Source organism: Duganella guangzhouensis (genome assembly GCF_009674535.1).
GTDB lineage: Bacteria > Pseudomonadota > Gammaproteobacteria > Burkholderiales > Burkholderiaceae_D > Rugamonas > Rugamonas guangzhouensis.
Genome location: NZ_WKJK01000006.1, coordinates 311,410 through 324,634, shown reverse-complemented (window position 1 = coordinate 324,634; position 13,225 = coordinate 311,410). Strand labels below are relative to the sequence as shown.

The 13,225-nt window shown below is 63.8% G+C and carries 10 protein-coding genes; 9 read left to right on the top strand and 1 reads right to left on the bottom strand.

Annotation, left to right across the window (positions count from 1 at the left end):
• Positions 1-81 precede the first annotated feature (81 nt).
• The 9 genes from GJ699_RS14110 (at position 82) to GJ699_RS14070 (ending at position 12,790) form a co-directional block, all read left to right on the top strand.
• Positions 82-1,491 carry an ATP-binding protein gene (locus GJ699_RS14110; protein ID WP_154377199.1) on the top strand — a complete coding sequence of 470 codons (1,410 nt, stop codon included), beginning with the start codon at positions 82-84 and terminating at the stop codon, positions 1,489-1,491.
• A complete protein-coding gene (locus tag GJ699_RS14105) occupies positions 1,488-2,162 on the top strand; it encodes a response regulator (protein ID WP_154377198.1) in 675 nt (224 codons plus the stop codon). Before GJ699_RS14110 ends, GJ699_RS14105 begins: the two co-directional genes overlap by 4 nt.
• 29 nt (positions 2,163-2,191) lie before the next feature.
• Positions 2,192-2,920 (top strand): gluconate 2-dehydrogenase subunit 3 family protein, encoded by a 729-nt coding sequence (locus tag GJ699_RS14100; RefSeq protein WP_154377197.1) that lies wholly within the window; start codon positions 2,192-2,194, stop codon positions 2,918-2,920.
• A gap of 3 nt (positions 2,921-2,923) precedes the next feature.
• Positions 2,924-4,699, top strand: a complete 1,776-nt coding sequence (locus GJ699_RS14095) for a GMC family oxidoreductase (RefSeq protein WP_154377196.1) — start codon at positions 2,924-2,926, stop codon at positions 4,697-4,699.
• 9 nt (positions 4,700-4,708) lie between these two features.
• Positions 4,709-6,064, top strand: a complete 1,356-nt coding sequence (locus tag GJ699_RS14090) for a cytochrome c (protein WP_154377195.1) — start codon at positions 4,709-4,711, stop codon at positions 6,062-6,064.
• A 614-nt stretch (positions 6,065-6,678) separates the two neighbouring features.
• Positions 6,679-10,182: a response regulator gene (locus GJ699_RS14085; protein WP_154377194.1), complete on the top strand. Its 3,504-nt coding sequence runs from the start codon at positions 6,679-6,681 to the stop codon at positions 10,180-10,182.
• 2 nt (positions 10,183-10,184) lie between these two features.
• Positions 10,185-11,003, top strand: a complete 819-nt coding sequence (locus GJ699_RS14080) for a CheR family methyltransferase (RefSeq protein WP_154377193.1) — start codon at positions 10,185-10,187, stop codon at positions 11,001-11,003.
• A 3-nt stretch (positions 11,004-11,006) separates the two neighbouring features.
• Positions 11,007-11,609, top strand: a complete 603-nt coding sequence (locus GJ699_RS14075; protein WP_154377192.1) for a chemotaxis protein CheB — start codon at positions 11,007-11,009, stop codon at positions 11,607-11,609.
• Positions 11,609-12,790 (top strand): hybrid sensor histidine kinase/response regulator, encoded by a 1,182-nt coding sequence (locus GJ699_RS14070; RefSeq protein ID WP_154377191.1) that lies wholly within the window; start codon positions 11,609-11,611, stop codon positions 12,788-12,790. The genes GJ699_RS14075 and GJ699_RS14070 overlap by 1 nt, the downstream gene beginning before the upstream one ends.
• Here GJ699_RS14070 and GJ699_RS14065 read toward each other — a convergent pair whose 3' ends face one another.
• A complete protein-coding gene (locus GJ699_RS14065; protein WP_154377189.1) occupies positions 12,791-13,177 on the bottom strand; it encodes an EF-hand domain-containing protein in 387 nt (128 codons plus the stop codon).
• Positions 13,178-13,225: the final 48 nt, after the last annotated feature.

The following is a 13,225-nucleotide window of genomic DNA, read 5'->3' as shown; positions in this document are numbered from 1 at the left end:
AATGTGGAGTTTCTGTGAAGAATTAACGTCGTTTTCAGCGTCACGCTTGAAGCGGCCCCCGCATCGTGGCTAAATGGCCGCATGGTCAAGATCGGTATCACTGCCCGGCTGTTCCTTTCACTGCTGATCGTCAGCGTGCTGACGGCGGTCGGGGTGGGCCTGGGCACGCGCTGGAGCTTCAAGCGTGGCTTCCAGGGCTATCTGAACGAGGTCGAGGCGCGCCGCATGGAGGCGATGGCGTTCGAGTTTGCGCGCGCCTACCAGACACATGGCAGCTGGGACTTCATCCGCGACAACCGTGAGGCATGGGAGCGCTATACCGGCGCCATCGGCCGTGAACGCGCGACCTCGCCGCGTCCCGGCGGCGACTCCATTTACTACGCGGTGCCGGACAAGGCGCCGCGCCGTCTCGGTCTGTACGACATGCAGGGCAATCACCTGGCCGGCAATCTGCAGACCGGCGACGATCTGCGCTACCAGCCGGTGCTGGTGAATGGCGTGGCGGTCGGCACTCTGGCCGGCGCGCCATTGCGCGGCCTGCAGGAAGAGGCCGAGCAAACTTTTCAGGTACAGCAGCAGCGTGACAGTCTGTTTCTCGGACTGGCCACGCTGGTGCTGGCGGCGCTGGCAGCGATCCTGCTGGCGCGCAGCTTCCTGGCCCCGACGCGGCGCCTGATCGGCGCCGCGTCCAAGGTGGCCGGCGGCGACTATGGCGTGCGCGTGCCATCCAGTCAGCGCGACGAGCTGGGCATGCTGGCGCATAACTTCAATACCATGGTGGCCACGCTGGAAAGCAATCAGGCGTTGCGCCGCCATTTCATGGCCGATATCTCACACGAATTGCGCACGCCGTTGTCGGTGCTGCAGGCGCAGCTGGAGGCGATGGAAGATGGCATCGAGCCGTTTGATGCCGCCAGCCTGCAGGCGCTGATGGACGAGGTGGCCACGCTGAGCCGGCTGGTGGAGGACATGCGCCAGATCACGCTGTCCGAGGTGGGCGCCTTCGATTACCGGCGCGAGCCGCTGGACTTGGCCGCGTTGCTGGACAGCGAGGTGCAGCGCTGGCGCGAGCCGCTGGCACAAGCCGGCCTGGCCATCATCAGCGACAGCCTGTCGCAGTTGCCGGTGGAGGGCGACACGATACGACTACGCCAGCTGTTGCGCAATCTGTTCAACAACGTGCTGCGGCATGCCGATGGCGCTACCCAGTTACACATCAGCCTGCATACCTTGCGCAACAGCGCGCTGCTGACGTTTGCCGACAATGGCGCTGGCGTCAGCGATGCCGCGTTGCCAATGTTGTTCGAACGCTTCTGGCGCGGCGACCGCGCGCGCAGCCGCGCCACCGGCGGCAGCGGCCTGGGCCTGTCGATTTGCCGCAGCATCGTCGAAGCGCACGGCGGCAGCATCAGCGCCACGCCGACCCACACTGCGGTGCCGCGCGGGCTGGCGATCCACATCAGCTTACCCTTGCTGGGAGCCGCGCCATGAACGCACCGCACGTGCTGGTGGTCGAAGACGAACAACGGCTGGCGCGCCTGCTGGTCAGCTATCTGCAAGCGGCCGGCTACCGCGCCAGTGCCCAGCACGACGGCCTGGCGGTGCAAGCCACGGTGGCGGCCGGCGACGTTGATCTGATCCTGCTGGACTGGATGCTGCCCGGCGTGGACGGCCTGACCTTGTGCCGCGCGCTGCGCGCCAGCTCCGACATCCCCATCATCATGATGACCGCCCGCGCCCAGGAAGAAGACCGTCTCGACGGCCTGGACAGCGGCGCCGACGATTACATCTGCAAGCCCTTCAGCCCGCGTGAAGTGGTGGCCCGCGTGCGCGCCGTGCTGCGCCGCCGTCCCATCGGTACGCCGCAACCGGGATTGCAGATAGACGACCAGGGCATGCGCGCTTATGTCCACGGCAAGGAACTGTCACTGACGCCAGTCGAGTTCCGCCTGCTGAAGACCTTGCGCGACGCACCCGGCAAAGCAAAGTCACGCGATGACTTGCGCGCCGTGGTGTATGAGGACCGGCGCATCGTGCATGACCGCACGATCGATACGCATGTGAAAAACCTGCGCCGGAAACTGGAAGAAACTGGCCTGGCCGAATCCATTTCGGCCGTCTACGGGGTCGGTTATCGATGGGAAGCACGCAGCGCGTTGTAACCCTGAGTAGTCATACAGAGGAGATAGAAATGTCTGACGACAAACAGTCGCCGTCACGGCGCAACCTGATAAAAAGCATGGTGTTCATTCCGATCGGCGCGGCGGCCGCGACCGGTGCGGTACGCGCGTTGACGCCGGCCACGGCGGCCGATGCCAACGCGCCCGAGGGCAAGCCGATCGATTACACGCCCAGCTTCTTCAACCAGGTCGAGTGGAAGTTTCTGCACGCCGCCGTTGACCGCCTGATTCCGCACGACGAGCACGGCCCCGGCGCCGTCGAGCTGGGCGTGCTGGAATTCCTCGACCGCCACATGCAGACCCCGTTCGCGGCTGGCGACATCTGGTATATGCAAGGACCGTTCGTTTCGGCCGCGCCGGAGTTCGGCTATCAGGGCAAGCTGGCGCTGCGCGACATCATCCGGGTCGGCATCAAGAACGTCGACGGCTATTGCGCCTCGCAGTTCGGCGGCAAGGCGTTTGCCGATCTGGAGCGCAAGCAGCAGGAAGAAATCCTCAAGGGGTGCGAGGGCGGCAAGCTCAAGCTGGAAGACATTTCGGCCAAGCTGTTCTTCACTAATCTGCTGAATGAAGTGCGCAATGGCTATTTTGCCGATCCCAAGCACGGCGGCAACAAAGGCATGGGCGCGTGGAAGATGATCGGTTATCCGGGCATGCGCGCCGACTATCTGGACTGGGTGGAAGTCCGCGACAAACCGTATCCGATCGGCCCGGTCGATCTGGCTGGACGTAGGGGGTAAGACATGACTATCGTAAAAAACAAAGTGGACGCCGTGATTGTCGGCATGGGTTGGACCGGCGCCATCATGGCCAAGGAGCTGACCGACGCCGGCCTCAACGTGGTGTGCCTGGAACGCGGCCCGGACCGCGACACCCAGCCGGATTTCGCCTACCCGCGCGTGGTGGATGAGCTGGAAGGTTCGGTGCATCGCAAGTATCTGCAATCGCTGAACAAGGAAACCGTGACCATTCGCCACGGCGTCAACGACACCGCGGTGCCATATCGCCAGATGGGTTCGTTCAAGCCGGGCACCGGTGTCGGCGGCGCCGGCAGTCACTGGTCCGGCTGCCATTTCCGCGCGCTGCCGGAGGACTTCAAGGTGCGCAGCAATATCGAGCAGCGTTACGGCAAGAAGTTCATCCCGCAAGGCATGACGATTCAGGACTTCCCGGTCTCGTACGAGGATCTGGAACCGCACTTCGACCATTTCGAATATGTGTGCGGCACCTCGGGCAAGGCTGGCATCATCAATGGCAAATACATCGAGGGCGGCAATCCGTTCGAAGGCTCGCGCACACGCGATTTCGCGCTGCCGCCGAATCCGAATTATCTCGGTGGCGAGCTGTTCTACAAGGCGGCGCGCGAGATGGGTTATCACCCGTATCCGATTCCAGCCTCGAATGCGTCCGGCCCGTATGTGAATCCGTATGGCTGCCAGATGGGGCCGTGTAACTTCTGCGGCTTCTGTTCGGACTACGGTTGCCTCAACTATTCCAAGGCCAGCCCGAACGCCTGCATCATGCCGGTGCTGCGCGGCCGCAAGGGCTTCGAACTGCGCACGCTGGCGCAGGTGCTGAAGGTCAATCTGACCGCCGACAAGAAGAAAGCCACCGGCGTCACCTATCTGGACGCGCAGGGCCGCGAGACCGAGCAGCCGGCCGATATCGTGCTGCTGTGTGCGTTCTCGCTGTTCAATGTGCACTTGATGCTGTTGTCAGGCATTGGCGTGCCGTATGACCCGGTCAGCAATACCGGTACCATCGGCCGCAACTACTCGTACCAGAACTTGAACCGCGTTTCGCTGTTCTTTGACGAGACGGTGAATGCCAACCAGTTCATCGGTATCGGTGGCGGCGGCACCACCATCGACGATTTGAACGGTAACCGCAACGACAGCACCAAGTCCGGCTTCATCGGCGGCGGTATTGTCTGGGCGCGTCAGCCGGGCGGCGGTCCGGTGCGCGGCATCGCCACCGCGCCGGGTGTGCCGAACTGGGGCAGCGCGTGGAAGAAGGGCGTCAAGGAAGCGTTCCGCCATTCGTTCTACTACGAGGTGCAGGGTTCCTGCATGGCCTACCAGGACGCTTACCTGAGCCTGGACCCGACCTACAAGGATGGCTTCGGCCGGCCGCTGCTGCGCATGACTTTCGACTGGCATGACAACGAGATCAAGGCATCGCAGTATCTGGTGGAGAAAGCCTCGGACATGTGCAAGGTGCTGGGGCCGAAAGCCATCAAGGGCGATGCCAAGAAGGACGGCGATCACTACAACGTGACGCAGTACCAGTCGACCCACACCTGCGGCGGCGCCATCATGGGCCATGATCCGAAGACCTCGGCGCTGAACCGCTATCTGCAATCGTGGGATGTGTCGAACGTGTTTGCGCCGGGCGCCAATGCCTTCCCGCAGAACAATGGCTACAACCCGACCGGCATGGTGGGCGCGCTGACCTATTGGTGCGCCAAGGCGGTGCGTGAGCTGTATCTGAAGAACCCAGGCCCGCTGGTTCAGGCGTAAGGAGACAATATGAGCAATCTGAAAAAAGGCATACTGGCGGTGGCCGGTGTGGTGGCGGTGGGCGTGGTCGGCGCCTTCGTCTACGCCAAGCAGGGCACTGCCACGCGCGATATCGGGCCGGGCACGGCCAATCTGACGGCGCCGGACGCGCAGCTGATCGAGAAGGGCCGCTATCTGGCGGTGGCGGCGGACTGCGTGGCTTGTCACACGGCGCCCAAGGGACAGCCGTTTGCCGGTGGTCTGGCGATGGCGACGCCGGTGGGCGCGGTGTACAGCTCCAACATCACGCCGGACAAGCAGAACGGCATCGGCAACTACAGCCTGAACGATTTCGACCGCGCGGTGCGGCATGGCATCGCGGCGTCGGGCGACACGCTGTATCCGGCCATGCCGTATCCGTCCTACGCCAAGATCAGCGACGATGACATGCGCGCGTTGTACGCTTACTTCATGAAGGGCGTGCCGGCTGTGGCGCAGGCCAACAAGTCGCATGACATTCCGTGGCCGATGTCGATGAACTGGCCGCTGGCGATCTGGCGCAAGACCTGGGCGCCGGCGGTGGAGCCGCTGGTGCTGAGCAAGTACCAGGGCGAGGCGCTGGCGCGTGGCGCGTATCTGGTGCAATCGCTGGGTCACTGCGGCGCTTGCCATACGCCGCGCGCGACCACCATGCAGGAGCTGGCGCAGGATGAGTCGAATCCGCTGTTCCTGTCGGGCGGTCCGGTGATCGACGGCTGGCTGGCGGTCAACCTGCGCAGCAATCCGGCGGGTGGTTTGGGCCGCTGGAGCGAGCAGGACATCATCGATACGCTGAGCAAGGCACGTAATGCCCATTCGGCCGTGGTCGGTTCGCCGATGGCGGATGTGGTGTCGCACAGCACGCAGGACATGACGCCGGAGGATTTGAAGGCGATTGCCGTCTATCTGAAGTCGTTGTCGCCGGGACCGGAAGAGAAGGCGCGTTATGCGGCCAGCGACGCCACCGCCAAGGCGCTCAAGGCCGGTCAGAACGATACGCGCGGCGCTCAGCTCTACCTGGACAACTGCGCGGCCTGCCACCGTACCGATGCGACCTCGAACGCCAAGGTGTTCCCGGCGCTGGCGGGCAATCCATCGGTGCTGTCGGATGATCCGACTTCGCTGATCCGTCTGGTGCTGGCGGGCAGTTCGCTGCCGTCCACCAAGGGCGCGCCGTCGAATCTGGGCATGCCGGGCTTTGCGTGGCGTTTGTCGGATGACGAGGCGGCGCAACTGGTCACCTTCGTGCGTCAGAGCTGGGGCAACCAGGCATCTGCAGCCGACGCGGGCCAGGTGGCGAAGATCCGCAAGCAGATCGACGCCGAAGCCGAAGTAGCCAAGCACTAAGCAGCCCCGCCTGAGCCCCGCTCGGCGGCTCAGGCACCACGGCCGCGCTGATGGAGCACACCACCAGCGCGGCCAATTCCATATTAGACGTCCCCTCCGTATGACCATCTCCACGAATAAAAAGCGCGGCTCGCAGAAGGTCGCTATGATCTATGTCATCGCGCATATTCAGTGAATCCCGGCGGGATTGCCCACTCAGACCAAGAGGAGGGGAAAATGATGGACGAGGATGAGCTGACAAATCGCGCTATAGACCGTCTTTCCGCAGAAACTGCGTTGCCCCGACGGTGACGACCTTTCTGATGCCCAGCTGATGCCCACCGTTAGGCGCATTGCTGAAATTTTGCGTGCGCTGATGCCTGTCCGAGAAGACGATTATTCCTGGGTGGTTTGCTTTGAGCGCGCCGGCACGGTGGTCGAAAGTTGTTTCGGCGGGAACTCGGCGATTGCGGACTGGGACGGCGAGCAATTCGTCGAGAGTTGCTCCTGAGTTAATGGTTCTGCATTTGCACGAAGGGATATGTTATTTCCCTCACGCACGATTGAAGTGGTGGGCTTGTCAGGCTTGTATTTGAGATAAACTTCTTGCTTCTCAAGTTACTCTGGCCCAAACCATGCCTAACTCCACCACGCTGGACGATCGCAGCTTCCGTCGTATTCTTGTTCGCAACGTCACGCTGCCGCTGGCGGCCGGCGTGGTCAGCGCCGGCGTGTTCGTGGTGCTGCTGGCTTACCTGATCACCACCATGAACTGGGTCGAACACAGCGAACGGGTGATCGGCAACGCCAACCAGATCGCCAAGGAAATGGTGGACATGGAAACCGGCCTGCGCGGCTATCTGCTGGCCGGCGACGATTCCTTCCTGCAGCCCTACATCGTTTCCAAGCCCAAGGTCGCGGCCAATATCGATGGTCTGGTCAAGCTGGTGGAAGATAACCCGACCCAGGTCGACCGCCTGCGCACCATCAAATATCAGCAACAGCAATGGGACCAATACGCGCAAGAGATGATACGGTTGCGCGCCGCCAACGGCGATGTCAGCGGCTCGGTCAAGACCGGCCGCGGCAAGGTGCAGTTCGACGAGATCCGGCGTCAGTTGGACGCCTTCGTCGCCGCCGAAGTGCGCATGCGACAAGACCGCAACGATGAGGCGCGCGCTGTCACCACCTGGGTGGCGGTGATCTATCTGCTGCTGACGCTGGGCGTGGGCGGCATCCTGGCCTGGTTCGGCCGGCGCGAGCTGACCGGTCTGTCGAACGTCTACACCAAGGCGCTGAATGAACACGCCGAGCACGCCACGCTGCTGCAGCAGCAAGCCTGGCTGCGCACCGGCCAGAGCGAACTGGCGCAGCAGGGCATTGGCCAGTTGGCGCTGCCGCAGCTGTCGCAGACGCTGCTGCAATTCCTGGCGCGTTATATGGGTGTGGTGGTCGGCGCGCTGTATCTGCGCGCGCCGGACGGCAGCTTCCGCCGCATCGCTTCCTATGGCTTCAGCGACGATTGGGAACAGCGCGATCAGCAGATCAAGCCGGCCGAGAGCCTGGTGGCGCAAGCCGCGCTGGAGCGCCGCGTCATTCGCCTGGAGCCGCTGCCGGCCGATTACATCCAGGTCGCTTCCGGCCTCGGTGGCGGCGCGCCAGCCAGCGTGTTGCTGTCGCCGGTCGATAGCGATGGCGACATCAACGGCGTGGTCGAACTGGGTCTGCTGCGCCCGATCAGCGAGCGCGATATCGATCTGCTGACGCTAGTGAAGGGCAATATCGGCGCCGCCATCGAAGCCAGCCAGTCGCGCCAGCGCCTGCAGGAAGTGCTGGCTGAGACCCAGCAACTGAACGAGGAACTGCAAGTGCAGCAGGAAGAACTGCGCACCGCCAACGAGGAACTGGAAGAACAGTCGCGCGTGCTGGAGGAATCGCAGGCCAGCCTGGAAAACCAGAAGGCCGAGCTGGAGCAGACCAACGAGCAACTGGCCGAACAGGGCCAGGCGCTGGACCAGAAAAACGCCGAGTTGCAGAAAGCCCAGCAAGACTTGGAAGAGCGCGCGCGCGACCTGGAACGCGCCAGCCAGTACAAATCGCAATTCCTGGCGAATATGTCGCACGAGCTGCGCACGCCGCTGAACAGCTCGCTGATCCTGGCCAAGCTGCTGGCGGAAAACGGGCTCGGCAATTTGAACGAAGAGCAGGTGCGCTTTGCCAACACCATCTACTCGGCCGGTAACGACTTGCTGAATCTGATCAACGACATCCTCGACATCTCCAAAGTCGAAGCCGGCAAGCTGGACCTGAATCCGGAACGGCTGTCGGCCCGCCACGTGGTGGAGGGCATGGCGATGGTGTTCGATCCCTTGGCGCAGCAGAAGAAGCTGGCGTTCCAGCTGCAGGTCGATGCCGACGTGGCCGACCACATCGTCACCGACCGTCAGCGCCTGGAGCAGATCCTCAAAAACCTGCTGTCGAACGCACTCAAGTTCACCAGCACCGGACAGATCACGTTGTCGGTGCACGCCTGCGGCACCGACGCGCTGGCGTTCGCGGTACAGGACACCGGCATCGGCATCCGCGCCGAAGACCAGCAAGGCATTTTCAACGCCTTCCAGCAGGCCGATGGCACCACCAGCCGCAAGTACGGCGGCACCGGCCTCGGCCTGTCGATCTCGCGCGACTTGGCGCAGTTGCTGGGCGGCGCCATCACGCTGGTCAGCGAACCGGGCAAGGGCAGCTGCTTCACGCTGACCTTGCCGATGGTGTGGACCGCGCCCGAAGCGGGACCGCGCGCCGGCAGCGCCACCGTGCCGGCGCTGCTGGAAACCAGCGGCGCCCCCTTGTCGCCGTTGCCGCCATTGCCGGCGCCAACGCCGTCCAGCGCGCCATCCGCGCCGCGCCCCTTCGACGACGATCGCGAGCTGGTGCAAGCCGCCGGCGAGCCACGTGGCCGCCTGGTGCTGGTGGTGGAGGATGACGCGCCGTTCGCCCGCATCCTGTACGACCTGGCGCACGAGAAGCAATACCACTGCCTGGTAGCGTTCGACGCCGACGAGGGTCTGGCGCTGGCGCGCGAGTACAAGCCGGACGCGGTGCTGCTGGATATTCGCCTGCCGGACCGCTCCGGCCTGTCGGTGCTGCAGCTGCTGAAGGATGACGCATCTACCCGTCACATTCCGGTGCATGTGGTGTCCGGTTCCGACAATGGCGAAGCGGCGCTGCACCTGGGCGCGATTGGCTACGCGCTGAAGCCGACCACGCGCGAACAGCTGATGGAAGTATTCCGCCGCATCGAAACCAAGCTGACGCAAAAAATCAAGCGGGTGCTGTTAGTTGAGGATGATGACCGCCAGCGCGACAGCGTGGTGCAACTGATTTCCGACGAGGACGTCGAAATCGTCGCGGTCGGCAGCGGCGAGGAAGCGCTGTCGCTGCTGCGCACCACCATCTACGACTGCATGATCATCGACCTCAAGCTGCCCGACATGCAGGGCAACGAGCTGCTGCAACGGATGGCTGGCGAATCGCTGGCGGCGTTCCCGCCGGTGATCGTCTACACCGGCCGCAACCTGTCGCGCGCCGAGGAAGCCGACCTGCATAAATACTCGCGCTCGATCATCATCAAGGGCGCGCGCTCGCCGGAGCGGCTGCTGGATGAAGTCACGCTGTTCCTGCACAAGGTGGAAGCCGACCTGTCCAGCGAACGCCAGCGCATGCTGAAAACCGTGCGCTCGCGCGACCGCGTGTTCGAAGGCCGTCGCATCCTGCTGGTGGATGACGACGTGCGCAACATCTTCGCCCTGACCAGCGCGCTGGAGCAGAAGGGCGCGCTGGTGGAAGTCGGCCGCAACGGCCACGAGGCACTGGAAAAACTCGACAGCGTGCCCGACATCGACCTGGTGCTGATGGACATCATGATGCCTGGCATGGACGGCCTGGAAGCCACCCGCCGCCTGCGTGACGATCCGCGCTTCGCCCGCCTGCCGGTGATCGCCATCACCGCTAAAGCCATGAAGGACGACCAGGAACAATGCCTGGCCGCCGGCGCCAGCGATTACCTGGCCAAGCCGATCGACCTGTCGCGCTTGTACTCGCTGCTGCGCGTCTGGATGCCGAACGCGGAACGGAGCTGAGCATGTATCACAGCGACACCGACATCGAGCTGAAGATGCTGATGGAAGCCATCTACATGAAGTACAGCTACGATTTCCGTGACTACACCGGAGCCTCGCAAAAGCGCCGCGTGCTGCACGCGCTGCGCGAGATGGACTGCGACAGCATCTCGGCGCTACAGGCGCGCATCATCCACGAGCCGGCCGCGTTCAGCCAGCTGCTGCAATTCCTGACGATACCGGTCACCTCGATGTTCCGCGACCCGAGCTATTTCGCCGGCCTGCGCGAGCAGGTGATGCCGGTGCTGCGCACCTATCCGTCGCTGAAGATCTGGATCGCCGGCTGCAGCACCGGCGAGGAAGTGTATTCGATGGCGATCCTGCTGAAGGAGGAAGGACTGCTGGAGCGCAGCATGATCTACGCCACCGACATCAACCCCAAGTCACTGGAAAAGGCACGCGAAGGCGTGTTCCCGCTGGACGCGATGCGCGAGTACACGCAGAACTACCAGGCGGCCGGCGGCATGCGTGCGTTTTCCGACTACTACACGGCGGCCTACAACGCCGCCAAGTTCGACACGTCGCTGTGCGAGAACGTCACCTTTGCCGATCACAGCCTGGCCACCGACACGGTGTTTGCGGAGACCCACCTGATCAGTTGCCGCAACGTGATGATATATTTCAAGAAGAAGTTGCAGGAGCGCGCCTACGGCCTGTTCCACGAATCGCTGTGCCATCGCGGCTTTCTGGGACTGGGCAGCAAGGAAAGCATCGACTTCTCCGCCTATGCGCCACGCTTTGAGCCGATACTCAAGCGCGAGCGCCTGTTCCGCAAGCGCTAGAACATGGACCGCGCGCAACTGCAGGCGGCACTGGCCGGCCGCCAGATCGAGGCGGTGGTGATCGGCGCCTCGGCCGGCGGCGTCGGCGCGCTGCTGCGGCTGTTGCCCGGCCTGCCGGCCGATTACGGTTGCGCGCTGGTGGCGTTGCTGCATGTGCCGGAAGGGCGAGAGAGCCATCTGGCCGGCGTGTTCCAGGCGCGCATGGCGATTCCGGTGCGCGAGGCGCGCGACAAGGAGGAGATATCGTCCGGAACGCTGTATTTTGCCGGATCGGGCTACCATCTGTCGGTGGAGAATGATCGCAGCTTTTCGCTCAGTTGCGAGGCGCCGCTGCACTTTGCCCGTCCGGCGATAGATTACTTGATGGAATCGGCGGCCGATGCCTACGGTCCGGCCCTGGTCGGCATTCTGCTGACCGGCGCCAACCACGATGGCGCGGCCGGGCTGGCGGCGATCAGCGCGTCCGGCGGCCTGACCGTGGTGCAAGACCCGGCCGAAGCCGAGGTGGCCACCATGCCGAAGGAGGCGATCCGCCTGCACCGGCCGGACTTGATTTTGTCGCTGGATGACATACACACGTTGTTGTTGATGCTGGAGAATAATTAATGCAAGACGCATCCCCCACCAAGCTGCTGATCGTCGACGATCTGCCGGAGAACCTGCAGGCGCTGGAGGCACTGATACGCGGCGACGGCCGCGAAATCTACCAGGCCGGTTCCGGCGAGGCGGCGCTGGCCTTGCTGCTGCAGCACGACTTTGCGCTGGCCATTCTGGACGTGCAGATGCCGGGTATGGATGGATTCGAGCTGGCCGAGCTGATGCGCGGCACCGAGAAAACCCGGCAAATCCCGATCGTGTTCGTGACCGCCGCCGGCAAGGAGCTGAACTACGCGTTCAAGGGCTATGAGGCGGGCGCGGTGGACATGCTGTACAAGCCGCTGGACGCGCGCGCAGTCAAGGGCAAGGTGGCGGTGTTCGTGGCGCTGTACGAGCAGCGCGAGGCGATGCGGCGCCAGGTTGAGGAGTTGCAGGCGGCCCGTCAGCAGCAGGAGGAAACCCAGGCCCAGCTGCGCCACGCGCTGCTGATGCGCGACGAATTCATGTCAATGGTGTCGCACGAGATGCGCACCCCGCTCAACACGCTGTATCTGGAAACCCAGCTGCGCAAGATGCAGCTGGAACGCGGCAATATGGCAGCCTTCGGCGCCGAGCAGCTGCAGCGCATGGTGGCGCGCGACGACCGTCAGATCCAGAGCATCATCCGCCTGATCGACGATATGCTGGACGTGTCGCGCATCCGCAGCGGCAAGCTGTCGCTGCGGCCGGGCTGGGTCGAGCTGTCCGGCCTGTTACGGCGGGTGGTGCACGATCTGACGCCGCAGGCCACCACCGCCGGCACCAGCATCACGCTGGACGCGGCGACGCCGGTCAGCGGCTGGTGGGATGAATTCCGCATCGAGCAGATCGTGGTCAATCTGCTGACCAACGCGTTGCGCTATGGCTGCGCGCAGCCGGTGCAGGTGACGCTGACGGTGGAGCAGGACTGGGCGCGCATCGATGTGCGCGATTGCGGCCCCGGCATCGCGCCGGACAAGCAGGCCAGGATTTTTGAACCGTATGAACGCGGCGTCGGCGCCGATGCGCCGGCCGGTCTGGGCTTGGGTTTGTACATCTCGCGCCAGCTGGCCGAGGTGCATGAGGGCACGCTGACCCTGCAAAGCAAGCCGGGCGAGGGGGCGGTGTTCAGCTTGACGCTGCCGCGCCGCGACGCCCCGCCGGAGGCGTAATCAGCGCGAGTTGGCTTCTTCGCGCCGCTGGATCAAAAAGGTTTGCACATCGTCGAAGCTGACCTGGCCGCGCTGGGCGGTGTCGATATGGTCGAAATTCTTGTCGACCACGGTCAGGCCGGCGCGGCGCGCCTCTTCGCGGCTCAGCGTGCCGCTGCCGTCAACGTCGGCGGCTTCGAAACGCTTCTTCAGTTTTTGCACCGATTGATAGCGCAGCAGTACCGCGCCCTGGCCCAGCGGCTTGCGCAGGGCGGGCGGCAGGTACGGTTGGGTACCACGGGCAGCGGGTGGGGTGTCCGGTGATGGTGTCTGGGCTTGCGCACGCGAGGCGAGGGCGAACCCGGCGGCGACAGCCGCGCCCAGCATGGCAAATTGCAAAAGCTTCATTGTTGTCTCCCCGCATCTCTGTGATGCATGGCTAGGGAGATACTGTGC

Coding starts and splice junctions, on each gene's coding strand:
- GJ699_RS14110 (WP_154377199.1), top strand. CDS start 82: ATGGTCAAGATCGGTATCACTGCCCGGCTGTTCCTTTCACTGCTGATC.
- GJ699_RS14105 (WP_154377198.1), top strand. CDS start 1,488: ATGAACGCACCGCACGTGCTGGTGGTCGAAGACGAACAACGGCTGGCG.
- GJ699_RS14100 (WP_154377197.1), top strand. CDS start 2,192: ATGTCTGACGACAAACAGTCGCCGTCACGGCGCAACCTGATAAAAAGC.
- GJ699_RS14095 (WP_154377196.1), top strand. CDS start 2,924: ATGACTATCGTAAAAAACAAAGTGGACGCCGTGATTGTCGGCATGGGT.
- GJ699_RS14090 (WP_154377195.1), top strand. CDS start 4,709: ATGAGCAATCTGAAAAAAGGCATACTGGCGGTGGCCGGTGTGGTGGCG.
- GJ699_RS14085 (WP_154377194.1), top strand. CDS start 6,679: ATGCCTAACTCCACCACGCTGGACGATCGCAGCTTCCGTCGTATTCTT.
- GJ699_RS14080 (WP_154377193.1), top strand. CDS start 10,185: ATGTATCACAGCGACACCGACATCGAGCTGAAGATGCTGATGGAAGCC.
- GJ699_RS14075 (WP_154377192.1), top strand. CDS start 11,007: ATGGACCGCGCGCAACTGCAGGCGGCACTGGCCGGCCGCCAGATCGAG.
- GJ699_RS14070 (WP_154377191.1), top strand. CDS start 11,609: ATGCAAGACGCATCCCCCACCAAGCTGCTGATCGTCGACGATCTGCCG.
- GJ699_RS14065 (WP_154377189.1), bottom strand. CDS start 13,177: ATGAAGCTTTTGCAATTTGCCATGCTGGGCGCGGCTGTCGCCGCCGGG.